Origin of the sequence: Candidatus Njordibacter sp. Uisw_058, assembly GCF_047730065.1 — a bacterium.
Lineage (GTDB): Bacteria > Pseudomonadota > Gammaproteobacteria > Pseudomonadales > Balneatricaceae > Njordibacter.
The window spans coordinates 1,228,854-1,253,753 of the sequence record NZ_CP159829.1 but is presented as its reverse complement, the minus strand read 5'-3'; the positions used below and the strand labels follow the sequence as shown (position 1 = coordinate 1,253,753).

Here is a 24,900-nt window from a genome sequence, read left to right as displayed (position 1 = left end):
ACCATAAGCACTACCATAGGCACTAACATGACCATAAAGAACACAGACTACGATCACATCATCGTAGGTGCTGGATCCGCTGGCTGCGTGCTTGCCAATCGACTTTCTAAGAACCCAAAGAATAAGGTTTTGCTATTATAAGCTGGTGGTAAAGACAATTACATTTGGATTCATATCCCCGTCGGATATCTTTACTGCATGGGTAACCCCCGCAAAGACTGGGAGTTTAAAACGTCTAAGCAAAAAGGTTTAAACAGTAGACTAATCAATTATCCCCGAGGACGGGTTCTAGGTGGCTGTTCATCCATCAATGGCATGATGTCTATGCGCGGTCAGGCTGATGATTACGATGGTTGGAGCCAAATGGGCAATTCATGCGGGGGTTGGGAAGATGTCTTACCTTATTTTAAAAAATCAGAAGACTATTATGCCGGAGCTGACGATTATCATGGTACTGGAGGTGAGTGGTGGGTAGAAAAACAGCGTCTACAACGTATTAAAATAGGTGCTTAACGCATGATTCTCACCTACTGACACAATTTTGGGTACTACCCGTTCAAACTACTTGGACGCTCCATCACCAAACTTTAGATTCAAAATAATAACAAACCTAGTCGATCATGCGCATAACAGGCGGGGGAAACCCGTTAAAATCGCAAGCGCAGGTGGTGCAGTAAGCGCCTAGGTTTGGCATATAAATAAAATCTTCAGCCTCAGTATTTGCTGGCAGCTTGTGCAGGCCCATCACATCGATGGAGTCACAGGTCGGGCCTGCCATAGTCCACATCCCCGGCTCACCGGTGCGTTCACTCACTATTATTACTGGAAAATCTAAAGTCAATTCCATAAGACCGCCATAGACACCCGTATCCAGATAGACCCAGCGCAAATCGTCGCGAGTCGCTGTACCCACTACCTGAGAGACTAAACAGCCGGCGGAGCCAACAAAATAGCGGCCGGGTTCAGCCATCACCTGAATGTTTTCTGGGATAGACTCAAGCTCTTGGTTTATACGCACAGCGATCTCCTCAATGGTGGGCTCTTCGCCGGTGAATTGCAGAGGGTAACCGCCTCCCATATTAAGAAGCTCAGGCACAAAACCGTGGCTAGATAATTTAGCGAACAGCTTTTTAGCCGCGCCGATACCTGCAACCCAGTTATCAATGTTGCAGCACTGGGAGCCAACATGAAAAGTGACTCCACAGATTTTCATATCTAGGACTTTTGCCGCTTCAATAATTGCTTCAATACCTTTGGGAGTAGCGCCAAACTTGCCCGCTAAGGGCCAGCTTGAGCCTTCGTTGCTAACTTCAATTCGTAGATAAAGTTTTGCATCCGGTTTAATGGCGGCAATTTTTGCTACTTCTTCAGGGGTATCTACGCAGTACCAAAGCAAGCCATTTTTAGCGGCATGGGCAATAGAGACTGGCGATTTGATTGGGTTGGAGTAAAATACCGTTTCCATGTTTGCACCAAGTTCGATCATTGCATTAATTTCACCAATCGATGCAACCTCAAAGCAGCTGCCCTCTTCTTTAAATATCTGCAAGATTTCAGCATCAGCATTAGCTTTAACCGCGAAGTGAGGGCGCACTCTAGGCATGGCAGCGATAAACCGACGGGCATTATCGTGCAGACGCTGCCTCGACATAACCAGAACAGGCTGACTGTAGTCTTCCGTGTGGGACGCTGTAAAAGCGATTTGCTGGCGGCTATCTTCTTCTACCATTAATCGTCTTTGGGTTTTATCATCATTAGTTAGCTTTACTGCGGTAGCTAGACTCATATCACACCTGTTATTTGTAAACATTAATATCGATTTATAGGGCCATTCTAGAGTTACTTACTGTCACTTTGTATTGTTATTCCTATCAAATTGTTTATTATTAACCATCATTTTGTAAACTAAATTGACATAGTGCTATGAAACACCAACAACAGCTTCTGCAACTACTCAAAGAAAACAGCCGCCGCACCGTATCTGACCTAGCCAATGAGATGGGGCTTAGTCGCGCAACGGTGCAGCAAAACATGGAGAGACTTGAACGCACGGGTGTGATTCAGGGATATACCATCAAGATTAACCCACATTTTGAACAGCAGCAGGTCAGCGCCTACATTATGATTTCGGTGGTACCCAAAAAGACCGCAGACATCGTGCGCCAGATTAAGAATCACCCGCAGCTAGATATGCTCTGTACGATAAGTGGCCAATACGATCTGATTGCCAAAGTCACCGAGGCAACCACAGAAGCGCTAGACTTAAGCATCGATACCTTTGCCACCCTCGACGGGGTAGAAAAAACATTGAGCCACATAGTGCTGTCAAGAAAGGTAGATAGATGAACAAATCTAACTTGTAAGCGACAAAGACTGCACTCCCACGCAACACAAATGGGAAACAGGCTAACAAGGTAAGCAAACCAAAGTTGAAGTTGCCAAGCGTGTTAAGCGTTGGTGAACAGCAAGCGTTGATGGAAAGGCTAACCTTGTTGTCTGTTATGGAAGTAAGCCGTTGGAGTTTACTAAGGGTAAGAAAGCTATTGAGCTAGTAAGTGAAGCTGAAGTAGCTGACACGCTGCGTAAGGTGCGTAAGGTGCGTGAAGGTGCTGAACTAGGTGAGTTAGACGCACTGGTAAAACAGCAAGCACAGTTTGGTAAACGTTTGGTACAAAAAAACAAGTGAACACGGAGTAATGAGAAGACAGAAGAATATATATGGATTAAGCTCGTTCTTCGTCTTGCACTGCGTAACTACTAAGTGCGTAAACTATTGAATTCCAATAGGCACGCAAGCGTAGAAAAAACGGCGATGTGGTGACGAAGTTACACACGTACTATGAGGTGGCTATCAATGCTTGTTATTAAAAGAATAAAAACCACGTTGCTACTGAGTGGGAACCTGCCGTATGGTGTCAGATGCTAAAGCTGAGGTGGGTATAGACTTGCGGGTCAATAGGGTGAGTGACTTGTGAGAAGTAGACGCATCCATTATGCCATCCATCACATCAGGCAACACCAACTCCCCCACCATCATGATTGCTGAGAAGGCGGCCAATATGATTTTACAGAGTCAAAAATAACTGGATCCATCAATAATGGCATTAAATACATCATCGCCACATATCATTTGGTTTAAAAATCCCTTGGCCATACTCGCCAACAACGCCGAGGGTGGCTTAGTCATTGAGGGCCAGAAAATCATTGAATTAGTACCCCAAGGGCAACAACCAACCCATGCCTATAGTGAAGTCATGGAGTGCAGTGATCTAGTCATACTGCCTGGATTAATCAATGGCCATCATCATTTTTACCAAACCCTCACTCGAGCATTACCCCAAGCCCTCAACAAGCCTTTATTTGGATGGCTGCAAAGCCTTTACCCAGTATGGGCGGGGCTAGAGCCAGACATGCTCTACCAAGCCACTCGCTTAGCCTTAGCAGAGCTATTGTTGTCAGGTTGTACGAGCGCCGCCGACCACCACTACTTGTTTCCTGAAGCACTTACAGAGGCCATGGATATACAAGCCGAAGCGGCAGCCAGCATGGGTGTGCGCATGACCATGACCCGCGGTTCTATGAGTTTAGGCACCGATGACGGTGGCCTACCACCACAAAACACGGTGCAGCATGAAGACATCATATTAGCTGATAGTGAACGGGTCATTAAGCGCTATCACAACGCCGCAGAAGGCAGCATGTTACAAGTGGCTTTAGCCCCTTGTTCACCTTTTTCAGTGACCCCAGAATTAATGCGCCATTCAGCACAGCTTGCCCTTCAACATAAAGTAATGCTGCACACCCATTTAGCAGAAACGATTGACGAAGAGAACTTTTGTGTCCAGCGTTTCGGTTTACGCACTGTTGATTACCTTGACAGTGTAGGCTGGCTTGGCCCACAAACTTGGCTTGCCCATGGCATTCATTTTAACACCGATGAAATTCAACGTTTAGGTGCTGCGGGTACGGGCATCTGTCACTGCCCCACTTCAAATATGATGCTCGCCTCTGGCATAGCGCCAGTGCAAGAACTAGAAGCTGCAGGCTGCCCTGTCGGTATAGGTGTGGATGGATCAGCATCTAACGACGGCTCGAATATGATCCAAGAAGTGCGCCAAGCGTTATATTTGCAACGCTTAAAATACGGTGCTCAGGTGAGTCACTTTGATGCCTATCGCTGGGCTACTGAGGGTAGCGCCAAGATGTTAGGCCGTTCCGACATTGGGTCTTTAGTCGTTGGTAAACAGGCTGATATTGCCTTTTTCAAACTTGATGAAATGCGCTTTAGTGGAAGCCACGACCCATTAGCTGCGCTACTTCTATGCGGTGCCCACAAAGCTGAGCACGTGATGGTGGCTGGACGATGGAGAGTTAAAAAGGGATTGATTGAAGGCTTAGACGTGAGCCCATTGTTACAACAACATGGTGCTGCAGCTAAAGCTTTAGCTACAAAAATTAGTCGGTAAAAAAGGTGTTTTAATGAATGATATTTTAGTCAGGCCTGGTTTACTCGGTGATTTGGATGTCATCAACAGTATTTATAATCACTATGTTTGCCATACTCATGTGACTTTTGACATAGAGCCATGGCCTATGACAAAGCGACTGGACTGGTTTTCAAAGTTTGATGGTAAAAGCTATCAATTGTCGGTTGCTGAAGTAGATGGCAAAGTACAGGCCTTTGCTTACACAGGTCAGTTTCGTACCAAGGCCGCCTACAACAGCTCTGCAGAAGTGACTATTTACAGCCATCACCAATTACAAACCAATGTTACAGGTAAAGGTGCAAGTAAAGGCGTAGGTAAGGCTTTATACAACTCACTATTACCAAATTTAGCGCAGTTTGGTATCCATCGCTTATACGCAGTCATTGCCCTGCCAAATAAAATATCGATGGGTTTACACCAACAAATGGGGTTTAAACAAGTCGCCATACTTGATGAAGTGGGCAGTAAATTTGGCCATATGATCAGTGTAGCCATGCTAGAAAAAAGACTCTAACCAACCCAGTATGATTGTGAGTGATTAGCACCCATAAAAAAGCCGGTGCTTGCTCAACAAGCACTGGCTTTTTTTCATTAACAACCTATTACCAGGCAAATCTAGAGTAACAGTCTGCATAACAGCATACACTTTTAAAGCGTCTAAGCTTTATTAACCTTAAGCCTCAATAAGGCTAGCCTTTAACGATATTATGCTCTGGGCCAAAGGGGAACTTAGTAATGTTCTGCGCGCCTACTTCACCCACCACTAAAATATCATGCTCACGGTAACCGCCAGCCCCTGCCATGCCCTCTGGTAACATGATCATGGGTTCAATAGATACCACCATGCCGGGCTCTAACACCGTATCGACGTCTTCACGAAACTCAAGACCTGCCTCACGGCCATAATAGTGACTCAAGGTACCAAACGAGTGGCCATAGCCAAACGTGCGGTGTTGCAGCACATCGTGTTCTGCAAAGATTTCGTTAAGCTCGTGGGCCACATCGCTGCACTTTACACCAGGCTTAACCAACTCTAGACCTCGGCGGTGAACCTTACAGTTGATTTCCCATAATTCTAAATGTCGATCACTTGCATGCTCAGAGAACAAGGTGCGTTCCAGTGCTGTGTAATAACCTGCAATCATCGGAAAACAGTTAAGACTTAGAATGTCTCCCGCTTCAATTTTGCGGCTAGTCACCGGGTTGTGCGCTCCATCGGTATTCATACCCGATTGAAACCATACCCACGTGTCCATTAACTCTCCATCAGGAAAGGTTTTAGCAATTTCACGAATCATGGCTTGTGTGCCTGCCATGGCCACCTCGTACTCTGGCACACCCACAGCAATAGCATCACGAATGGCTGCACCACCGATGTCACCTATACGTGAGCCGTGTTTAATGACTGCAATTTCTTCAGCCGACTTAATCATGCGCATTTGCATGGTGGGCACACCAATATCAACAAACTCTGAGGATGGGAAACTAGATTTCACAATATCCATGGTGGCTAAGGGCATGTGATCATATTCTGCGCCTATACGACTGCCCGGCTTAATGAGATTTTGAAGAGCAACAAAGAAGTTACCTTTTTGCCAATCAGTGTAAACCACATTGTCTCCCAACTGGTTACGACGAAAAGGCTGACCGCCATCAATATTTGCAGTGACCGTGGTGTAGTTGTCTTGGGTGACTACCAAGCCATAGTCGCGGCCAAAACGGCAATAAACAAAATCTGAAAAGTAGTTTATATTATGATAGGAAGTTAACACGACCGCATCTACATTGGCGTCTGCCATATGTGCACGTAATTTAGCAAGACGGTTGCTTAGCTCTTGCTTAGAAAAAGTAGCAGTCACTTTTTGGCCGTTAGGAATTTCGATGGTACGAGGCATATTTTGTGGATTCATGGTGATCACCTATACTTTAAAATATTGAACTTCTAGCGACACCACTAGAGGCAAAACAGAAGGATTGCATTCTAGGTTTTCTTTGGACATTAGTAAAATAAATAAATTAAATTAAACCATAAATAAAATAAATGCATGAATGAAAACCCACAGCAACCTGCCAAGGACTAACTATGTCAATAATTGCAAATACGCCCAAGCCACCCTATTTTGCTGTGATTTTTACCTCTACCCACACCAAAGGTGGACACGGATATGATGCCATGTCTGATAAAATGGTTGATCTAGCTCAGCTTCAACCTGGATTTTTAGGACTAGAGTCAGCTCATGAATCTGTGGGTATTACCGTATCTTACTGGGCAGATCTGGCTTCAATCACCCATTGGAAAGCCAACGTTGAGCATCTAAACGCGCAAGCAATGGGCCATTCATCTTGGTACTCCTCGTTTAAAGTTCGAATTGCCAAGGTAGAACGAGATTATGGCCTCTCAATCTAACGCCTATAATCTTAGCTAGCTTTGCCACTTTTTTATCACTCATGAGCACACTCGTAAACTCAGTTCTAATATCTACAAAAAGTGAGTCAAAAGCATCCCAAGACAATCAAATGGGTGTGATGCAAGCAACCAAGGTAGAGAGTGATGCTATTGCCCTTGCAATATATTTATATATTGGCCATATTGTGCAATATTTTGAACATAATAAAACAGAGATTTCCTGACCATGGCCAAGAATAAGCTCATTAGTGACGCTCCTATCATTTCCATGTACGCCAACCAATTTAGTTTTTTGGCACGGCCTTTAAGCCGAGATATGGCACAAGAATTTGATGCAGCGGTGGTGGGCTTACCCTTTGACTTAGCCACTACAGGCCGAGCAGGTACCCGTTCTGGTCCTAATGCAGTGCGGCAAGCTAGCAGCAACGTGGGCTGGGAAGGTAGACGCTGGCCGTGGGCTTTTGATGCCTTTAAATACCTCAAAGTGACCGATTATGGTGATTTAGATTTTATTCCTGGTAACCCACAAGATTTGAACCGTGAAATAGAACAACACGCAGACGCTATTATTAGCGCAGGCACTTGTATGCTAAGTGTTGGTGGCGACCATTATGTGGCCTTACCATTGCTACGGGCCCACGCCAAACATTACGGTAAGATGGCTTTAGTGCATTTTGACGCCCATACAGACACCTACCCTAACGATACGGAAATCGATCATGGCAGCATGTTTTACCATGCCCCTAAACAAGGATTAATAGACCCTGAGCATTCCATACAGGTCGGTATACGTACAGAATTTAGGCCTGAAGATCATGAATTCAAGGTGATTGATGCAGCCCAAGCCAATGATATGAGTGCCGATGATATTGTGGCGTCAATTATAAAAAGAGTGGGCCAACTACCCGTTTATCTATCTTTTGATATTGATTGTTTAGACCCAGCTTATGCACCCGGCACTGGCACCCCAGTGGTGGGCGGATTAAGCACTGACAAGGCGTTGAAAATTATTAGGGGTTTAAAAGACGTTAACGTCGTGGGTTTTGATCTAGTAGAAGTGAATCCGGCCTATGACCATGCCGAAATAACCGCCTTAGCAGGGGCTACCATTCTACTTGAGTATATTTATTTATTGGCTCACAAAAAATATCAAGCAAGCCTTTAAGCTACTTTAAATAGCTTTAACTGGTTTTAAAGCCATACACAAGTTTTACGAGACTAATAAATTCATCACTAAACTAGCCTTTTAGCCAAGGATTACGCCCTTTAGGGACAGGTTTAATGAACGATTTTTCAGACTCTGGTTCAAATGCTTGAGAGACTGGACTAGGCATTGTTGCGGATGCAGGTTTTGGTGCGGGGGCAGCTCTTGATGCTGGGTTAATGCTAATTGCTGGAACTTCAGCAGAAACTGGCACATGGGCAGCAGCAGTGGCTGCCAAAGCGGCCTCAGTTTCTAGCACCATTAGCGCCTCTAAACGTATTTTTTCTTCACGCACTGCGACGATTTGGTCTTGTTCGGCCAAACTAATGGCATCCATGTCATACACGAAAGAACCCACGTATTGGACGTATTCATCTTCGTGAATTTTCGTTAGTTTATTGCGATATTCGAAATCAAACAACAAAATAATCCAGCTCACCTGTGGATGACCCATCTTCGTAATTTTGTGGATCACCCCTTCACCGTAAGCACTAGAGTATGAACAATCTTCAATAATACTTTTAACTGAGGCCATGCCACTTGCCACACCATTAGTTTCCATGTTTTCATGGTCGTATTCATTGATCAAAAAGTTTTTGGCCCAAGGGTCTACACCCTCTTCATCCTCCACAAAATAACTATCTGGAATAGTTTCATAACTAATGGTCGAACACCACACCGACACTTTGCCGTATTTTTCAAAGTTAGGAAGTGGTGTTTTATCAATTGTTGTGGGAGTTGAAGCCATTAAGAAAGCCTAATTAAGGGGCTGATGCAGATGCCGAAAAATAACACAAAGCCCTTAATTCTTCAATCACATTTGCTTTTACAAAGGACACACAGTGCTACCATATCTTGAAACATTTCAACAACTCGCCTCACAATATTTCCATCAAGAGCGCCCAGTAAGTGACCCAATTAATGCCGCACAACTTAGCCAAATTGTGGATTTTAATCTGGGAACAGAAGGTGCTGAACTCGCCGATTTAAAACGAGCGGCGGGCCAATATTTGGACTATCAACCTGATACTGCTCAGGTCGATTTTTTTAAACTACTTTACTCTGGACGCAATAATCCTGCCTTGTTAGGTGATTGGGTCACTAGTCTTAGTAACGCTAACATGCACACCTACCAAATGAGTCCCGTAGCGACATTAATGGAGCAGGAACTCATCAACCAGTGGAACCGTTTGGTGGGCTTTACTAGCGTCGCAAATATGGGTGATGGAGTCATGGTGTCTGGCGGTAGCCAAGCTAACCTTATCGCCATGATGATGGCCCGTCATCAAGTCTGCCCAGAACTCAGAAGCAAAGGCTTTGGTGGCCAAGTGTTAGTCGCCTTTGTGTCTGATCAGGCCCATTATTCGGCTCAAAAAGCCGCCAATGTGCTGGGCATCGGCACCGAAAACTTGATCGCTGTCGCTTCTGATGACCAAGGTCGGCTAAGCCCTATTGCACTCAAAAAAGCTGTAGAACAGAGCATTGACCAAGGCCACACCCCCTTTTTTATTGGACTGACTGCAGGCACCACAGTATTAGGTGCATTTGATCCAGTACCCGAGTGCAGATCCATTGCCGACCAATATAACTTATGGTTGCACATCGATGGCGCTTGGGGGGCTCCAGTATTGTTTTCTCAAAAACACAAACATTTATTGAAAGGCTGTGAATTAGCAGATTCATTTGCTTGGGATGCCCATAAGCTGATGAACGTGCCTATTACGGCGGCCGTTATTTTAACCCGCCATGCAGATGTTTTAACCCAAACCTGTGGTGGAGGTGGTACCGATTATTTGTTTCATGCTGATGAAAATTCTGCCCACAATTTAGGCCAAAAATCTATTCAGTGTGGGCGCCGAGCAGATGCATTAAAGGTGTGGCTCAGTTGGAAAGCTATCGGTAGTAACGGCTTTGAAAATAAAATAGATCAGTTGCAAGACATAAAACTAGGCTGTGTTGCAGCCATTGAAACGTCCCCCCATTTGCACATGATTGGACCTGCACCTTATCTCAATGTTTTGTTTCAATTCCGCCCCTCTGCTTTATTAGATGAAGCCCAACTGCGTCAATTGAATATTGCCATATGCAAGCAAATGCAAGCTGAAGGTGGCGCCTTTGTAGACTATGCAAAATACCAAGGTAAAACGGGGATTCGCCTGATACTGGGCAATAGTGATACCCAAACCAGTGACATTAGGCGCTTACTGAGTCACTGCATTAAAACAGGCCAAAATCTGAGCAGCTAATGTTAAGAAAGAGTTTTCCAAATATGGCTATTGGTTGCCACTGACTTGGGCTTTTTTAATGCTTGAGTTGTGGGTGTGGCAGAGGCTGAGGCTGAGGGGCGAGTGTGCGCTTGTGCTTGATATTCATGTTGGGGCTTAAGTGGTTTGCCTCGCACGATAGCATAAACATAAAGTGACTCCACTTTATCCCGAGCCCACTGAGTTTTACGTAAAAACTTAAGGCTAGATTTAACACTAGGGTTCGCCCTGAAACAGTTTAAGTTAACTTGTTCTGCCAACACGTCCCACCCAAAGGTATCCACTAAATCTGTAACGATTTGTTCAAGTTTAACCCCATGCAGAGGGTTACGCGGTTGTTCAGTGGGCATAGTCGTTTTACCTTCCAAAAATTTAACTCTATTATCACCAACATGCAGCCACTAAACAACAGGTAATGCTGTTCTCGAATTTACCGATAACCATCCTGATAATCATCCTAATAATCATTCTAAGTGACATATTCTTGTCATTGACGCAGTTTTTAACCACGCTCAGCTTTTCCTGTTCATAGTTAGCCCGTATAATTGCGCCTTGAAAAGCCAGCCTTTGCAACCTTGACGTGCAACAGACAGTTTATCTATTACTAAAAAATTAGCATTGGTTAATGTCGTTTAGCCAATTTTGACACTTTGCAGACCACAGGGTATCCATGATCAAAGTCGAATCAGTGAGTAAGCGTTTTGGCGGCGTACAAGCCGTTAATAACACCTCCATCGAAATAGCCAAAGGCTCCATTACTGGACTCATCGGCCCCAACGGAGCAGGTAAAACCACATTATTTAACATGATTGCTGGTAATCTAGCACCCACTTCAGGCCATATTTACCTCGATGGTGAAGATGTCACAGGAGTGCCACCCTTTGAATTATTCCATAAAGGGCTGCTGCGCACATTTCAAATCGCTCATGAATTTGGCACCTTAACAGTGCTAGACAACCTAATGATGGTGCCGTCGCAGCAAGCCGGTGAAAACCTCCTCGATGCATGGTTTCGTCCATCATTAGTGCGAGCGCAAGAAATTAAAGTACGTGATAAAGCCATGGAAGTAATTGATTTTCTTAATTTGGATCATGTGGCTCAAGAATTGGCAGGTAACCTGTCTGGGGGCCAAAAAAAGCTCTTAGAACTAGGTCGCACCATGATGGTAGATGCGAAGGTAGTATTGCTAGACGAAGTGGGGGCTGGCGTAAATCGCTCTTTGCTGCGTGAGATTGGCGAGGCCATCGTCCGTTTGAACCAAGAAAAAGGTTACACCTTTTGCATGATCGAGCATGACATGGATTTTATTGGTCGCTTGTGTGACCCCGTGATCGTCATGGCTGAAGGTGCCGTTCTCGCCCAAGGCACAGCCAAAGAAGTGATCGCTAATGAGGCCGTTATAGAAGCCTATCTTGGCACAGGTCTGAAAAATAAATCTGAGGCAAGTACATGAGCTATCTAGTAGCAGATCAGTTACGAGGTGGCTATGGCGGCGCAGATATCCTCAATGGATGTTCTTTGTCGGTCAATAAAGGCGAAGTCGCAGTTATTGTGGGCCCCAATGGGGCAGGCAAATCAACTGCCATGAAAGCTTTGTTGGGCATGCTCAACCTCAGACAAGGAAGCGTAACTCTAGGTGGCAAAGACATCACCCATATGTCACCCCAAGATCGTGTGGGTCAGGGCATTGCTTTTGTGCCTCAGACTCATAATGTGTTTGCAGGCATGACTGTCGAAGAAAACCTTGAAATGGGGGCCTTTTTGCGCACCGACGACTTTACCAGCACCATGGAGCAGGTATATGAACTGTTCCCTATTCTGAAGCAAAAACGTCGTCAAAACGCGGGAGAATTGTCAGGCGGTCAACGTCAGCAAGTGGCTGTTGGCCGGGCCATGATGACCCAACCGAGTGTGCTTATGTTAGATGAGCCTACAGCGGGAGTATCTCCCATCGTTATGGATGAATTATTTGACCGTATTTTAGAAGTTAAGCAACAAGGTATCGCCGTGTTAATGGTTGAACAAAACGCGGCCCAAGCGCTCAACATCGCCGATAAAGGTTATGTTTTAGTTACGGGCTCAAACAAACACACGGGCAGTGGTGATGAACTACTGGCTGATCCTGTGGTGCGTCGCACCTTTTTGGGGGGTTAAGCCATGCCAGAAATTATTGATATTTTAAATGCTATTGTGCTGTTTGCTAATTTTGTCTTAGTGCCTGCGGTATCCTACGGTGCCCAATTAGCGCTAGGCGCCTTAGGCATTACTTTAGTGTACGGCATTCTGCGTTTCTCTAACTTTGCCCACGGCGACACCATGGCCTTTGGCACCATGATGGTAATTCTAGTCACTTGGGGTTTTCAGTCTTTGGGCATTAGTTTTGGTGTCTTGCCCACGGCATTGCTCGCCCTGCCCTTTGGCATTGTGGGTGCAATTGCCTTAACTTTAGCATTTGATAAAACAGTATATAAGTTTTACCGAGCCAAAAAGAGTGCACCTGTTATTTTTGTCATTGTATCAACGGGTGTAATGTTTATGACCAACGCTATTGTGCGTTTTATCATAGGTCCAGGTGACCAACGCTTTATGGACGGTACTAAATTCATTTTTCGCCCCCGTGAATTTAAAGAATTTACAGGTTTAAGTGAGGGTTTGGCTCTAAAATCAACTCAAGTATTAACCCTCACTGTAGCGCTTATTTGTGTCGCTGCTCTATTTTACTTTTTACAAAAAACTCGCACAGGAAAGGCCATGCGTGCCTTTTCTGACAACAAAGATTTAGCACTATTATCAGGCATTAATCCAGATCGGGTGGTCTTTATTACTTGGATTATTGTGGCCGCCTTAGCCACCACTGCTGGCACTTTGTATGGCTTAGATAAAAGCTTTAAACCCTTTACCTACTTTATGCTACTACTGCCAATGTTTGCGGCAGCTATTGTGGGTGGCATTGGCAGTCCTATTGGCGCTGTCGTTGGCGGTTTTGTGATCGCTTTCTCAGAAGTCATCGTTACTTACGCCTATAAAAAATTCTTTATCTACCTGCTACCCGAATCCCTAGAGCCTACTGGGTTAATGCAGTTCTTATCGACAGACTATAAATTCGCTGTGTCCTTTATCATTTTAGTGGTGGTATTACTCATTCGACCAACAGGCATCTTTAAAGGGCAATCCATATAATGAATGCACTATTAAACCAAAAGAATCGCGCACCTTTAGCTTTCACAGTCATGGCCTTGTTGCTGCTTGGCGTCGGTATGGGGCAATCTTGGCCTTTTGCGTTAGCCATTTTAAATTTATGCCTTATTTCTGCAATCATGTCTTTGGGCGTCAATATCCAATGGGGTTACGCGGGTTTGCTAAACCTAGGCGTCATGGGCTTTACTGCATTGGGTGGCTTAGCTGCAGTTTTAGTATCTGAAGCACCTGTCCTCGAGGCTTGGTCTGTGGGTGGTCAAGGCATGGTGGTCAGTTTTATCTTAGTGGTGATTACCATCGTCTTGGCCATTCTTGTTTATCGCAATATGGCCGCCAGCTGGCAACGTCGCCTGACCTTGGCCGGATTATTTATTGGTGCCTACTTTGTGATTAATCACTTTTATGCACCAGCCGTATATGCCATTGAAAATGTTGATCCAGCCACTTATGGGTTCCTTGGGGGCATGGGCATGCCCGTGATCTTTTCATGGGTTTTAGGGGGTATTATGGCTGCGGGTGTGGCTTGGGTGATTGGTAAAATCACTCTTGGTTTGCGCTCAGATTACCTAGCCATTGCCACTCTAGGCATTTCTGAAATCATTATTGCCGTATTAAAAAATGAAGATTGGCTCGCCCGTGGAGTTAAAAATGTGGCAGGTTTAGACCGGCCAGTGCCTTTTGAACTTAATCTACAAACCACACCTTGGTTTATTGATCTGGTAACGTCTTTATTTAGTGGCCGCTTATCTGCACTCGCAGACGCGCAGCGCACTGAAGCTCTGCAGCAATTGGTTATTCAAAGTTCAAGCATCTTCGTTAAATTATGCTATACCGGATTATTTACCGTGGTTTTAGTCGTCGTTTTATTGCTCAGTATTAAAGCCCTCAACTCTCCATGGGGACGCATGATGCGGGCTATCCGCGATAACGAAGAAGCCGCTAATGCCATGGGTAAAAACGTGGTCCGCCAGCACCTGCAAGTGTTTGTATTGGGAAGTGCTGTGGTAGGCATTGCTGGGGCGATGCTGGTCACTATAGATGGTCAGTTTACACCCACTGCTTATCAGCCTTTACGCTTTACCTTTTTAGTGTGGTTAATGGTCATTATTGGTGGTAGTGGCAATAATTTAGGTGCTGTTTTTGGTGGCTTCTTTATCTGGTTTATGTGGATAGAAGCCGAACCTTTATCCATCGCCTTTATGGATCTGGTGACTGCAGGCATGGACCAAGCCAGCGACTTACGGTCCCATTTACTTAAGAGTGCACCGCACTTACGTTTATTCATTATGGGCTTAGTGTTATTGCTTACCATGCGCTTTATGCCAAAGGGAATCATTCCTGAACGAACACGCTTACACACCATTTAGGTGCTAGGCAGCATAAATGATAGGACAATGGATTAGAGCAGGGGTTTTGGGCATATAGTTAATGGGCATGGCAGTGAGATTAAAGCTGCCTAGACCTTTTGTTTGCTTTTGTTTTCCTTTTTCGGTCTTATATCTCCACTTTTAACTTCTTGTTTTTATTTTAGCTTTTTATGTCAGATTTTTATTACTGTTTGTCTTTTTAGTTTGAGATTTTTAGCGTTGCACTTTTAACGTCTAACACGAATGACCCAACTGCCTTAATACCCCCTCAAAATCTGTGGCTAAAGGAGCTTCAATCACCACTGGCTGGCCCTGTCTTGCTGTGAGTATCACTTGGGTGCAGGCCAACCACAAACGTCCAGCGCTAAAATAGCGCTCACAGGCCCGATTCAGTAACCCCTTGCCATGACGAGAATCACCCACAATCGGATGCCCTATGTGCTTTAAATGGCGCCTAATCTGATGTTTGCGTCCAGTGATGGGCTCACATTGCATTAAAGATAAACGCGTTGTGGCATATCGATCCACCTGCAAGGGAATTTCAAACTCGCTTAAGCACTGGACATGAGTTAACGCATGCTTGGGTTCGAAAGCCACCTTTGTATCCGCATAATCATCCGCTTCCTCCTTCAAACCATGGTCAATAGCCATATTTTGAGGACCATAGCCCCGCACCAAGGCCCAATAAGTCTTTTGAATTTGATGCTCTTGAAACTGCTGTCCATAAAAACTAGCCGCCTCCTGTGACAATGCAAACACCAATGCCCCAGAAGTGGGTTTGTCTAAGCGATGCAAGGGGTAAACATGCTGGCCCAGTTGGTTGCGCAGTTGCTGCACGGCAAAACGGGTCTCGTGCTTATCGATAGGGCTGCGGTGCACCAACAAACCACTGGGCTTGTTGATGGCAACCAGGTCATCATCTTGGTAAATGATTAATAGTGGATCGGATAAATCATTCGGCATAAGTATAAGATTCAGGCATTAAAAAGCCTGATTAAATTACTCTAATCAGGCTTTGGATTTCGGTTACTCATCTTTCTAGATTAGAACTTATAACCAACCTTAACTGCCGTTACTAATGCTGTATTACCAGTCATTTTTGCCGAAAGAACACTAGGGCCAACAACATCAATATCGCCTAGATCAACCTTCTGAACACCCAGCGTAACTGTTGCTTTGTCACCAGTATAAGTCACACCAAGTCCAAGCTTACTATAACCGTCAGTTGGTCCCATTGGACCACCCTCTACACCTTCAGCAGATTCTGTTCCATACGTCACAGCACCAGACCATTGATCAGTAAACTTTCGACCTAAACCAATAGAGTAGGTAGTTGGGTTTTGAGTAAACTCTTTCAACGGCTGTCCAGCAGCGCCAACATATACTGTTGGGCTAACGATAAACTGCTTCCACTTCGCAAATCGAACAGAGCCAAATAGCAAAGTATTTGCGGCTACACCTGTTTGAAAGTCTAGATTAAATGCTTCTGGGGTGTAAAGTGACAAAGGCGCACTTGGATAAGCTGATGCTCCAAAAGCCTCTATCGCAGCTAAATCATGCTTAATTTTCGCGTGGTACGTAAGAGCAACACGCATAGCAATCTCTGGCTTTTGAATCGCAGCACCAATTAAATATCCCATACTTGAATCTGTGTTAGTGGTTAATGTATAACCATTAACGAGAGGATTCGCTACTGTTGCAGAAACAGACTGAGATTTCAGACCTCCATAAACGGTAACATTATCTGCAACATCATAACTGCCCAAAATAGTGGTCGCGCTTGACTTAATTTCAGCATTAATGCCACTGTAAGATGAGCCGACTGTGCCACTCGTCCAACCCACATGTGCACCATATGGGCTATCTTGAATCACTGCTATAGACACTTCGTCAGAGATGTCTGTTTTGAAGGCCATGGTAGTGTAACTGTAATTAGGCAGTGTTTCACCAGTATCACCGCCACCAATGGCTGCACCATATTTACCAGTAACCTTAGGATTTACAGAGACTGAAAGCACTTCTAACAAGTTACCCTCTTTGAGGATGATCGAGGTGTCTTGGCCTGAACGATCAAAACCGCCAGCTTGCACTAGACTAGACCCTATTACTGTACCAAGAACAACAACATTTATGAGTGTACGCTTCATACTTACCTCTTTTTTATTTTGAAAATTTTCTTTACAAGCTGACGAAAAATCTTGTGACTAGCATTTCTATTCTTAAATTGTAACCTTATCTGTAAGAAAATTGAAGCATTAAAAAACCCGCCTTGGATCACTCCAAGACGGGGTTTTGTCAAACATTAGGTTCGTGCTTAGTGAACCTTGACAGTAGTGAATGCACCACCTTTAACTTCTTGCTCTTTGTAAGATCCAGCAGGGTCACCGTTGGCATCAAATTCTACGTTGGTTGCACCTTCGTAGTTAATTTCGCCACCGTCTGCTAAGATTTTCAAACCTTTAGCCAATTCACCCGGTAAGATGATTTCGCCAGGAGCGTTAGCAACTTTGCTCATGTGAGCCACAATGCCTGCACGATCAGCAGAGCCGGCAGATTGCATAGCTAGGGCAATGAGTGCGCCTGCATCATATGACTGAGCCGCATAGGGAGCAGAGCCGTCTAGGCCAGCTGCAGCTGCAACATCATTAAACATGGATGCGCCCTTAGACTCTGAACCAGGTAGCGTACCAAAAGTACCTTCAATGCCACCGTCAACATCTAATAATGAATCACCAATCATGCCGTCAGCAAGAATGAAACGCTCAAATGCGCCCGAGTCTAAAGAAGATTGGATGATGCCACGACCGCCTTGGTCAACATAGCCAAGCACCACTAGCTCAGAGGCACCAGAAGCAGACAATGCGCCAACTTCAGCAGAGTAATCTGCCTTGCCATCTTCGTGAGCAGCTTCGATGGTAATTTTACCACCCGCTGCACGGTAAGCTGTAGCAAAGGCATCGGCTAGCCCTTTACCGTAGTCGTTGTTAGTGTAAGTCACAGCCACTGTGTCAATGCCACGGCCCATAACGATGTCAGCCAAGACCACGCCCTGACGTGCATCAGAAGGCGCAGTGCGGAAAAATACACCGTTGTCGTCAATAGCACTTAAACCAGGAGACGTAGCTGAAGGAGAAACCATAGCTACGCCATTTGGAGCACCTACGTTCTTCGCTATAGCGCCAGTCACACCAGAACAGTCGGCACCCATGATGGCAACCACGTTGTCAGAGTTGACCAAACGCTCAGCAGCAGCTGTGGCGGCAGAAGAGTCGACACAAGTAGAATCGGCACGCACAGCAACTAACACCTTGCCATCCAATAACAGACCCGAATTAGATGCTTCAGCGAAAGCCAGTTCTGCACTGTCAGCCATGGTTGGCGTCAGAGATTCGATTGGACCAGTAAACCCTAGAATCACACCCACTTTTTCCTCGTGGCCTCCTGCATATGCAGTGCCTGCCAACAAAGTTGCAGTTGCTGCAGCAAGTAGTGTCTTTTTAAATATGTTTTGCATTAACCTATTCCTCTGGGAATTTTATATTTAGTATCGTGATACAGACCAGTCATCGTTCAAGCAGTGCTTAAACTTTGTCTAACCTAGCAATCTAAGTTTGGTTTAGGTATTGAATTATACCTAGCCTCTCAGGGCCAAATGGCCGCATCGATAACTGAGTATATCGTTTTCTAACGGCAGAGTTCAAACCTTAATTGCATCATTAATGCGCATTAATTGAGTGTTAGGGTTAATTTCTTAAGATTTTCTAATTAATATTTGAGGTTACAGACTCTTCAGCAAGCCTCTTCTTTTCTGCTACACTTACTGCACTGCTCATTAAGCCCATTATTATTGTAGAGAGTTTCTCATGCCAATCCGCATTCCAGATGCCTTGCCTGCCACCAGCGTGCTGCAAAAAGAAAACGTGTTTGTGATGACTGAAACACGGGCACTCAACCAAGACATTCGTCCACTCAAAGTCATCATCCTTAACTTGATGCCTAAAAAAATTGAAACTGAAAATCAAATTATGCGCTTATTGTCTAATTCTTCTTTACAGGTAGACATAGAGTTATTAAGGGTGGACAACCGTTCTAGCAAGAATACGCCCGTAGAACATTTAAATAGCTTTTACCGTAATTTTGAGCAAATTAAAGATCATAATTATGATGGCCTCATTATTACTGGCGCGCCTCTTGGATTAGTCGCTTTTGAAGATGTGCTTTACTGGCCGCAAGTGGACGAAATTATTCAATGGTCTCGAACCCACGTGACTTCCACTTTATTTTTGTGTTGGGCGGCCCAAGCAGGCTTAAAGTCTTTGTACAATTTACCCAAACAAACTCGGGCACAAAAACTATCTGGGGTCTACCAGCAAACCGTGAACTTTGGACATGAGGCGCTCACTCGTGGCTTTGATGATCAATTTTTGGCACCTCAATCGCGTACCGCTGATTTTCAAGTAGATTACATTTTGGCAAATACTGACCTCATTGTCTTAGCCCAGTCAGACGCCTCTGGGGCTTATATTATGACCAGTAAAGATCGCCGCCAAGTTTATATTACTGGCCACCCAGAATACGGTGCTAATACTTTGGGTGATGAATACCACAGAGACCGAGCCGCAGGTTTAAACCCCATGTTACCCATCAATTATTTTCCCAATGATGATGCCAGCGCCAAGCCTAAGGCATCGTGGCGCAGCCATGGTTATTTGTTCTTTAGTAACTGGCTCAACTATTGCGTATATCAGGCCACGCCCTACGATTTAGAAGACATTGAACCGACCCTAGATTAGTCGAATAGACTAAACTGAACTGCAACAATTAATTACTAGTAGAACACTTCAACTTTTGGCTAAGTAGCAGTGATAGCGGCGTTTTGGACTGTATTTCAGGCAATACCTAAAGGTCCAGCGTCCATGGGTATTATTGAAAAATCTCTTCCAGTTTGTGCTGATAAATTTTAGGGTCGCCTATGTGCTTGGCAACCCAACTTGCACTATGGTAAGTGTTTAAATAACGATCTCCACTGTCACACAAAAGAGTAACTATGGAGCCTTTAAGGCCTTGAGTTCTCATGTTTTGCGCCACTTCCAGCGCACCCCATAAATTAGTCCCTGTTGAAGGCCCTGCTTTGCGTCCCGTCTGCTGTTCTAACCAAAGCATGGCTGCAATACTGGCTAAATCAGGCACTTGAATCATACTGTCAATCACATCAGGCATAAATGAGGCCTCTACTTGAGGTCTGCCAATGCCCTCAATACGGCTACTAATGCCAGTGACATAACTGGGGTCTTGATTCAAGTAACTGGGATAAAAGGCTGAATTTTCGGGATCGACCACCACTAAATTAGTGTCATACCCTAAGTAACGGATATATCGTCCAAGAGTGGCTGATGTGCCCCCTGTGCCGGCACTCATAACCACCGTATGAGGAATGGGATGAGGCTCATGAGACATTTGTCTAAAAATACTTTCTGCAATATTGTTGTTGCCACGCCAATCTGTTGCCCTTTCTGCATACATAAATTGATCCATGAAGTAGCCCTGAGACTCTTGGGCGAGTTTTAAGGCCACAGCATGCATTTGAGTGGCATTATCAACAAAATGGCAATGGCCACCAAAGCCCTCAATTTGAGCTATCTTTTGGGCCGAAGTAGATTTGGGCATCACAGCAATAAACGCGACACCAATCAGCTTAGCGAAATAGGCTTCTGATACGGCAGTGCTGCCCGACGATGCTTCCACGACTGTGGTGTTGGCGTCAATCTTTCCATTGCACAAAGCATATAAAAATAAAGAACGAGCCAATCGATGTTTTAAACTGCCCGTTGGATGTGTGCTTTCGTCTTTAAGGTAGACATTGATACCCTCAAAGTTAGGCAGTTCTAGTTTTATTAAATGCGTATCTGCTGAGCGTTGATAATCGGCTTCTATTGCACTTAGAGCGCTGTTAACCCAATGCCTCATATACTGATCCTTTATCCTGCTCAAAGTATATCTAAGCGACCATCTTGAATCGCATGGGCTCTTTTACTCAACTGTAACTCACGATAGGACACGTAGGCACCACTGATACAAATAATAGCGACTCCCACCCAAACATAAGGGTCTGGGAAAAAATCAAATGCAAAGTAACTGATCGCCGTCGCTGCTACAATTTCAAAATAATTAAACGGGCTCAATTGCGAAGCCGTCGCGTATTCACACGCCATGATAATAAAAAAGTGCCCAATGGCTGCAAATAATCCCATACTGGCCATCATCACCCAACCTGTTAAATCTGGCATTTTCCATACATTGCTCAATAGCAAGATTGGAGTCAGCACCAAAACACCGCCTATGGCCGTATAAAATAACGTTAATAACGGTGGCACAGAGGCGCTCAACTTGCGCGTAATCATAATATAGAAGGCGTAAGTCACTCCAGATAACACGCCCCATAATATGGAGGGTGAAAAACTGTCTGCCGTGGGTCGCAATACAATTAAAACCCCCACAAATCCAAAGACTACAGCAAGGCCTCTTAATGCATCAAAAGACTCACCAAGCCATATTGGTGCGACTACGGCCACCACTAAAGGGGAAATAAATAACAGCGTTAATGCTGTCGGAATTGGGTTGTCTTTGATGGCAAAAAAGAAGGCTACCGTGGTAACGGTGAGTATCAAACTGCGACTAATTTGTAACCAAGGTTGGGGTGGCATACGCCACCAAACAATACCCTTCCAAGCTAACAAAGGTAATAACCATAGTCCATGAAACACAAACCGAGCCCATGTGATTTCTAGTACGGCGTAATCTAGCGTCAAAAGTTTGGCAAATAAGTCCAGAATCGGCACTAACACCATAGCCAGCGTCATCAAGCCCATACCAATAAGCGGATTCTTTTTATAATTTTTCACTGTCCATCCATGCATAAGCTAAGAGCGGCTACTTTAGCCGAAGTTTTTTACCTTGCATAGGCCTTTAACGAAGATATAAAATGAATCTCAGAACGACCCTTACCTATCCTTTGGAAATCCCTATGCCCCTAATTACAGTCGAATTATTTGAAGGCCGTTCGGTCGAACAAAAACGTCAAATTGTTGCTGGACTCACTAAAACCATGTGTGACATTACGGGTGGAAACCCAAGTGCGGTGCAAGTCATGATCCGAGATGTGCCAAAGTCCGACTGGGGCTTTGGGGGCGAATTGTGTAGCGATCTGTTCCCGGATAAATAGCATCATGCTCAAGCAAATCATCTGTTTTGTCTCATTCTTATGCTGGGGGCTTATCTGGCCTTTGACCGGCTTTGCTGCTGATAGCTTTAATATTTTGCTTTATCATCATGTGAGTTCGACTGCGCCCCGCTCTACCTCTTTGTCCGCACAAGAGTTTGAAGAGCATTTAGAGTATTTGAAACAAAATAACTACACAGTGATCGATCTAGCCCAGGCTCTAGATGCAGTTCAGCAAGGCGCTGCACTGCCAGACAAAGCCATTGTAATTACCTTTGACGATGCCTGGCGTGATATTTATTTTCAAGGCTTTCCCTTATTGAAACAATATAATTATCCTTTTACAGTGTTTGTGAACACTGACCCTGTAGATCAAAATCAACGCCACACGATGACTTGGGATATGCTTCGGGAGCTTAAGCAACATGGGGGCACCTTAGCTAACCACACTCGAGATCATGATTATCTGGTGCGTAAACCCAACTACGGTAAAGCATGGCTAACTGCGGCATTAACCAACATTGATTACGCTCAGCAACGCTTAACTGAAGAGCTTGGGCCTGTCCCAAAATGGCTGGCCTATCCTTTTGGCGAATATAACAACCGCCTTAAGCTGGCCCTTAAAGACAAAGGCTATATTGCCTTTGGCCAACAGTCAGGTGGGGTGGCACAATTTTCTGATTTTCAAGCCTTACCAAGGTTCCCTGCTGCTGGAGCCTACAGTCAATTAAAAAGTCTTAAAACTAAACTTGCCTCTCAACCTTTTCCAGCTAACTACACTGCGTTTAAAAACCCAGTCATTCGTTTAGATCAGGCAGAGCGAGGCCAACCTTTGTTAGAGGTTGAACTAACCCAAGCCCAAAAGCTGGGAGTTAGGCAGCAACTGTCTTGTTTTATTACAGGGGATAGGCACGCACCTCGCTGGCCAACCAAAATGAAGTTTACCGTGCAAGCCAAAAAAGTTTTAAATATCGGACGTAATCGGTACAACTGCACAGCCCCCATATGGGGACAAAAGAACTACTATTGGTTATCACATCAATGGTTAATCTACGGCGGTGAAGCGCCTCCCAAACAATAGTAAATCAAAGAATAGCAAACCAAAGGAACAATGCAGGCCCTTTTAAGGCTGCAAAATTTCGTAATCATGCTGGGCCTGCTTAACCCTTTGGCTTTGGGAAAAACTCAGATCTTTACCCTCATCTGTTGAAGTTGTGACACTTGTAAAGGATTCATTAATCACATTACTGAAAAAGTTTTGGCCTTGAATACTGCCATGATAGGTAAGCCAACGATCTGTAGAAACCCACGCCTCATCGGCATCGGATGTTTGCTCCGAAGGAAGTAATTTATTGAGTTCGTCGAGGGACATAAGTTGCCCTATTCCAATTGTCTGCCCCTCACTTATCGACACCTAAGCATTAAGGTTTAGTCATATCCTCGTTTGGGCTTAAAGTGGGCTGCTCATCAACCTGTTGATGAGCAGCTAGATAAAGCTCTTTAGAGCTATACTGATTGGATGGTTCCGCTACAAAAGGCTGCATCGGCTTGACAAAAATAGCTTGATACACACGTCGATAGACCGCCAAAGCAGCCAGTAAAGCGCTGGTGACTGCACTGACTATGAATAAGGCTTGTACACCCATTAGATCAATGAGCGGCCCAACTATAATGGGCCCACTAATAGCACCCAAACCGTAGACAATAAGAATCGCACCCGCAATTTTGACTCGCAGCTCCGGGCCAACAATGTCATTAATGAGCGCCACTGCTAGAGAATAAAGAGTAAACAAAAAGGCTCCATAACAAGCCACAGCAAGCCAAATAAACTCTGGTTCATAGTAAGTAGCCCACAACACACCCAGAGCCGACACAGAAATACAAAGGGGCACAAACATCATTAACCATCCTCGGCCAACTTTGTCTGATAAACGCCCTAAGGGCCATTGCAGTACCAAACCACTAATTAACAAGGTGGCTGTAAATTGAGGGATTAAGTTAGCATCACCAAACACTTCGAGGGCATAAACTGGGGCAAAAGCATGCACACTGGCATTACTAGCACCTGCCACGAATACTCCCAAAATGGCTAACGGACCGACTTGAGACAAGAGTCCAAAAGAGAGTTTGCTGCTGGTGGTAATAATGGGCGCTGATTGTTTGGTTAATAAGACGGGAATTAGAGCTAAGGAAAAAATAATAGATGCTAAACTAAATAGTTGAAATTGACCCACGTCTCCCAGATTCAGTAAGAATTGACCACAGCCTGCAGCCATGTAATTCACCATCATATAACTAGATAGCACTCCCCCTCTTTGATGACTGGGTGTCGCTTCATTGAGCCAACTTTCTGTCACGATGATTAATCCAGCCATGCAAAACCCAGAAATCAAACGTAAAAGCATCCACTGGCTCACCTCTAAAAACAATGGATGTAATAAAGCCGTCGTAGACATCAGCGATGCAAACACTGCAAAAGCCCGGATATGGCCCACTCTGGTGATAATACGCACAGCGAACAAACCACCCAACAAAAGGCCTAAAAAATAGCTGGCCATGATAAATCCAAGCCAACTTGTGTTAACCCCTTCAAGGGTGGCACGCAATCCTAAGAGGGAATTAAAAAGACCATTAGCTAACAGCAAAAAGCCATAGCTCAATAATAAAGAAAATATAGATCGAAAAACAGAAAACACACCTTTGTCCTGCATGACATCCTTGAAGAGTAAAACAAGCATAGCCTAAGCTGATGGC

The 24,900-nt window shown here is 44.7% G+C and carries 25 protein-coding genes and 2 pseudogenes; 16 read left to right on the top strand and 11 right to left on the bottom strand.

The features are described 5' to 3' along the window. Positions 1 to 27 precede the first annotated feature (27 nt). Positions 28 to 492, top strand: a pseudogene (locus ABXT59_RS05815) (GMC family oxidoreductase); the annotation flags it as partial. 118 nt (positions 493 to 610) lie between these two features. Here ABXT59_RS05815 and ABXT59_RS05810 read toward each other — a convergent pair. After that, positions 611 to 1,786, bottom strand: a complete 1,176-nt coding sequence (locus ABXT59_RS05810) for a type III PLP-dependent enzyme (protein WP_443638260.1) — start codon at positions 1,784 to 1,786, stop codon at positions 611 to 613. 137 nt (positions 1,787 to 1,923) lie between these two features. Here ABXT59_RS05810 and ABXT59_RS05805 point away from each other — a divergent pair, with 137 nt between their 5' ends. The 5 genes and pseudogenes from ABXT59_RS05805 to ABXT59_RS05785 all read left to right on the top strand — a co-directional run bounded on the left by ABXT59_RS05805 (position 1,924) and on the right by ABXT59_RS05785 (position 5,001). Next, a complete protein-coding gene (locus ABXT59_RS05805) occupies positions 1,924 to 2,346 on the top strand; it encodes an Lrp/AsnC family transcriptional regulator (protein WP_443638259.1) in 423 nt (140 codons plus the stop codon). A gap of 169 nt (positions 2,347 to 2,515) precedes the next feature. Continuing rightward, the gene (locus ABXT59_RS05800; RefSeq protein ID WP_443638258.1) at positions 2,516 to 2,686 is read left to right on the top strand and encodes a hypothetical protein; all 171 of its coding nucleotides are present in this window, start codon (positions 2,516 to 2,518) and stop codon (positions 2,684 to 2,686) included. 208 nt (positions 2,687 to 2,894) lie between these two features. Further along, positions 2,895 to 3,083, top strand: a pseudogene (locus ABXT59_RS05795) (GMC oxidoreductase); the annotation flags it as partial. Positions 3,084 to 3,098: 15 nt separating this feature from the next. After that, positions 3,099 to 4,466, top strand: coding sequence for an 8-oxoguanine deaminase (locus tag ABXT59_RS05790; protein WP_443638257.1), 1,368 nt, complete (start codon positions 3,099 to 3,101; stop codon positions 4,464 to 4,466). A 13-nt stretch (positions 4,467 to 4,479) separates the two neighbouring features. Next, positions 4,480 to 5,001 (top strand): GNAT family N-acetyltransferase, encoded by a 522-nt coding sequence (locus tag ABXT59_RS05785; protein ID WP_443638256.1) that lies wholly within the window; start codon positions 4,480 to 4,482, stop codon positions 4,999 to 5,001. Positions 5,002 to 5,176: 175 nt separating this feature from the next. Here ABXT59_RS05785 and ABXT59_RS05780 read toward each other — a convergent pair whose 3' ends face one another. Then, positions 5,177 to 6,397, bottom strand: coding sequence for a M24 family metallopeptidase (locus ABXT59_RS05780; protein WP_443638255.1), 1,221 nt, complete (start codon positions 6,395 to 6,397; stop codon positions 5,177 to 5,179). A gap of 173 nt (positions 6,398 to 6,570) precedes the next feature. Between ABXT59_RS05780 and ABXT59_RS05775 the strand changes: the two genes are divergently transcribed. Together ABXT59_RS05775 and speB are read left to right on the top strand one after the other, a co-directional pair. Then, the gene (locus ABXT59_RS05775) at positions 6,571 to 6,894 is read left to right on the top strand and encodes an antibiotic biosynthesis monooxygenase family protein (protein ID WP_443638254.1); all 324 of its coding nucleotides are present in this window, start codon (positions 6,571 to 6,573) and stop codon (positions 6,892 to 6,894) included. Positions 6,895 to 7,120: 226 nt separating this feature from the next. After that, a complete protein-coding gene (gene speB / locus ABXT59_RS05770) occupies positions 7,121 to 8,059 on the top strand; it encodes an agmatinase (RefSeq protein ID WP_443638253.1) in 939 nt (312 codons plus the stop codon). 73 nt (positions 8,060 to 8,132) lie between these two features. On the opposite strand, the gene ABXT59_RS05765 is transcribed toward speB, so the two are convergent. Continuing rightward, positions 8,133 to 8,846 (bottom strand): immunity 22 family protein, encoded by a 714-nt coding sequence (locus tag ABXT59_RS05765; protein ID WP_443638252.1) that lies wholly within the window; start codon positions 8,844 to 8,846, stop codon positions 8,133 to 8,135. A 94-nt stretch (positions 8,847 to 8,940) separates the two neighbouring features. Here ABXT59_RS05765 and ABXT59_RS05760 point away from each other — a divergent pair, with 94 nt between their 5' ends. After that, positions 8,941 to 10,344 carry a pyridoxal phosphate-dependent decarboxylase family protein gene (locus tag ABXT59_RS05760; protein WP_443638251.1) on the top strand — a complete coding sequence of 468 codons (1,404 nt, stop codon included), beginning with the start codon at positions 8,941 to 8,943 and terminating at the stop codon, positions 10,342 to 10,344. A gap of 2 nt (positions 10,345 to 10,346) precedes the next feature. Here ABXT59_RS05760 and ABXT59_RS05755 read toward each other — a convergent pair whose 3' ends face one another. Beyond that, entirely contained in the window at positions 10,347 to 10,712 is a 366-nt protein-coding gene (locus tag ABXT59_RS05755; RefSeq protein ID WP_443638250.1) for a VF530 family DNA-binding protein, read from the bottom strand. 320 nt (positions 10,713 to 11,032) lie between these two features. Here ABXT59_RS05755 and ABXT59_RS05750 point away from each other — a divergent pair, with 320 nt between their 5' ends. The 4 genes from ABXT59_RS05750 to ABXT59_RS05735 are packed head-to-tail and all read left to right on the top strand — an operon-like array spanning position 11,033 to position 14,927. After that, positions 11,033 to 11,815: an ABC transporter ATP-binding protein gene (locus ABXT59_RS05750; RefSeq protein WP_443638249.1), complete on the top strand. Its 783-nt coding sequence runs from the start codon at positions 11,033 to 11,035 to the stop codon at positions 11,813 to 11,815. Continuing rightward, complete coding sequence (locus ABXT59_RS05745) at positions 11,812 to 12,516, top strand: ABC transporter ATP-binding protein (protein ID WP_443638248.1); 705 nt, start codon at positions 11,812 to 11,814, stop codon at positions 12,514 to 12,516. Before ABXT59_RS05750 ends, ABXT59_RS05745 begins: the two co-directional genes overlap by 4 nt. 3 nt (positions 12,517 to 12,519) lie before the next feature. Then, entirely contained in the window at positions 12,520 to 13,542 is a 1,023-nt protein-coding gene (locus tag ABXT59_RS05740) for a branched-chain amino acid ABC transporter permease (RefSeq protein WP_443638247.1), read from the top strand. After that, complete coding sequence (locus tag ABXT59_RS05735; RefSeq protein ID WP_443638246.1) at positions 13,542 to 14,927, top strand: branched-chain amino acid ABC transporter permease; 1,386 nt, start codon at positions 13,542 to 13,544, stop codon at positions 14,925 to 14,927. The genes ABXT59_RS05740 and ABXT59_RS05735 overlap by 1 nt, the downstream gene beginning before the upstream one ends. 234 nt (positions 14,928 to 15,161) lie before the next feature. Here ABXT59_RS05735 and ABXT59_RS05730 read toward each other — a convergent pair whose 3' ends face one another. The 3 genes from ABXT59_RS05730 to ABXT59_RS05720 all read right to left on the bottom strand — a co-directional run bounded on the left by ABXT59_RS05730 (position 15,162) and on the right by ABXT59_RS05720 (position 18,441). Further along, entirely contained in the window at positions 15,162 to 15,890 is a 729-nt protein-coding gene (locus tag ABXT59_RS05730) for a pseudouridine synthase (protein WP_443638245.1), read from the bottom strand. Positions 15,891 to 15,970: 80 nt separating this feature from the next. Then, positions 15,971 to 17,074 carry a hypothetical protein gene (locus ABXT59_RS05725; RefSeq protein ID WP_443638244.1) on the bottom strand — a complete coding sequence of 368 codons (1,104 nt, stop codon included), beginning with the start codon at positions 17,072 to 17,074 and terminating at the stop codon, positions 15,971 to 15,973. Between the two features lie 167 nt (positions 17,075 to 17,241). Beyond that, positions 17,242 to 18,441 (bottom strand): ABC transporter substrate-binding protein, encoded by a 1,200-nt coding sequence (locus ABXT59_RS05720; protein ID WP_443638243.1) that lies wholly within the window; start codon positions 18,439 to 18,441, stop codon positions 17,242 to 17,244. Positions 18,442 to 18,790: 349 nt separating this feature from the next. On the opposite strand from ABXT59_RS05720, the gene metA reads away from it, so the two are divergent. Beyond that, on the top strand, positions 18,791 to 19,720 hold the full coding sequence (gene metA / locus ABXT59_RS05715) for a homoserine O-succinyltransferase MetA (protein WP_443638242.1): 930 nt from the start codon (positions 18,791 to 18,793) through the stop codon (positions 19,718 to 19,720). 130 nt (positions 19,721 to 19,850) lie between these two features. On the opposite strand, the gene ABXT59_RS05710 is transcribed toward metA, so the two are convergent. Both ABXT59_RS05710 and ABXT59_RS05705 read right to left on the bottom strand, forming a co-directional pair. Continuing rightward, complete coding sequence (locus ABXT59_RS05710) at positions 19,851 to 20,894, bottom strand: PLP-dependent cysteine synthase family protein (RefSeq protein WP_443638241.1); 1,044 nt, start codon at positions 20,892 to 20,894, stop codon at positions 19,851 to 19,853. A 20-nt stretch (positions 20,895 to 20,914) separates the two neighbouring features. Continuing rightward, a complete protein-coding gene (locus ABXT59_RS05705) occupies positions 20,915 to 21,829 on the bottom strand; it encodes a DMT family transporter (protein ID WP_443638240.1) in 915 nt (304 codons plus the stop codon). A 122-nt stretch (positions 21,830 to 21,951) separates the two neighbouring features. Here ABXT59_RS05705 and ABXT59_RS05700 point away from each other — a divergent pair, with 122 nt between their 5' ends. Both ABXT59_RS05700 and ABXT59_RS05695 read left to right on the top strand, forming a co-directional pair. Continuing rightward, positions 21,952 to 22,149, top strand: coding sequence for a tautomerase family protein (locus tag ABXT59_RS05700; RefSeq protein WP_443638239.1), 198 nt, complete (start codon positions 21,952 to 21,954; stop codon positions 22,147 to 22,149). Between the two features lie 4 nt (positions 22,150 to 22,153). Next, on the top strand, positions 22,154 to 23,227 hold the full coding sequence (locus ABXT59_RS05695) for a polysaccharide deacetylase family protein (RefSeq protein WP_443638238.1): 1,074 nt from the start codon (positions 22,154 to 22,156) through the stop codon (positions 23,225 to 23,227). 42 nt (positions 23,228 to 23,269) lie between these two features. On the opposite strand, the gene ABXT59_RS05690 is transcribed toward ABXT59_RS05695, so the two are convergent. Together ABXT59_RS05690 and ABXT59_RS05685 are read right to left on the bottom strand one after the other, a co-directional pair. Continuing rightward, positions 23,270 to 23,518: a hypothetical protein gene (locus tag ABXT59_RS05690; RefSeq protein ID WP_443638237.1), complete on the bottom strand. Its 249-nt coding sequence runs from the start codon at positions 23,516 to 23,518 to the stop codon at positions 23,270 to 23,272. Between the two features lie 49 nt (positions 23,519 to 23,567). Continuing rightward, a complete protein-coding gene (locus tag ABXT59_RS05685; protein WP_443638236.1) occupies positions 23,568 to 24,884 on the bottom strand; it encodes an MFS transporter in 1,317 nt (438 codons plus the stop codon). Positions 24,885 to 24,900: the final 16 nt, after the last annotated feature.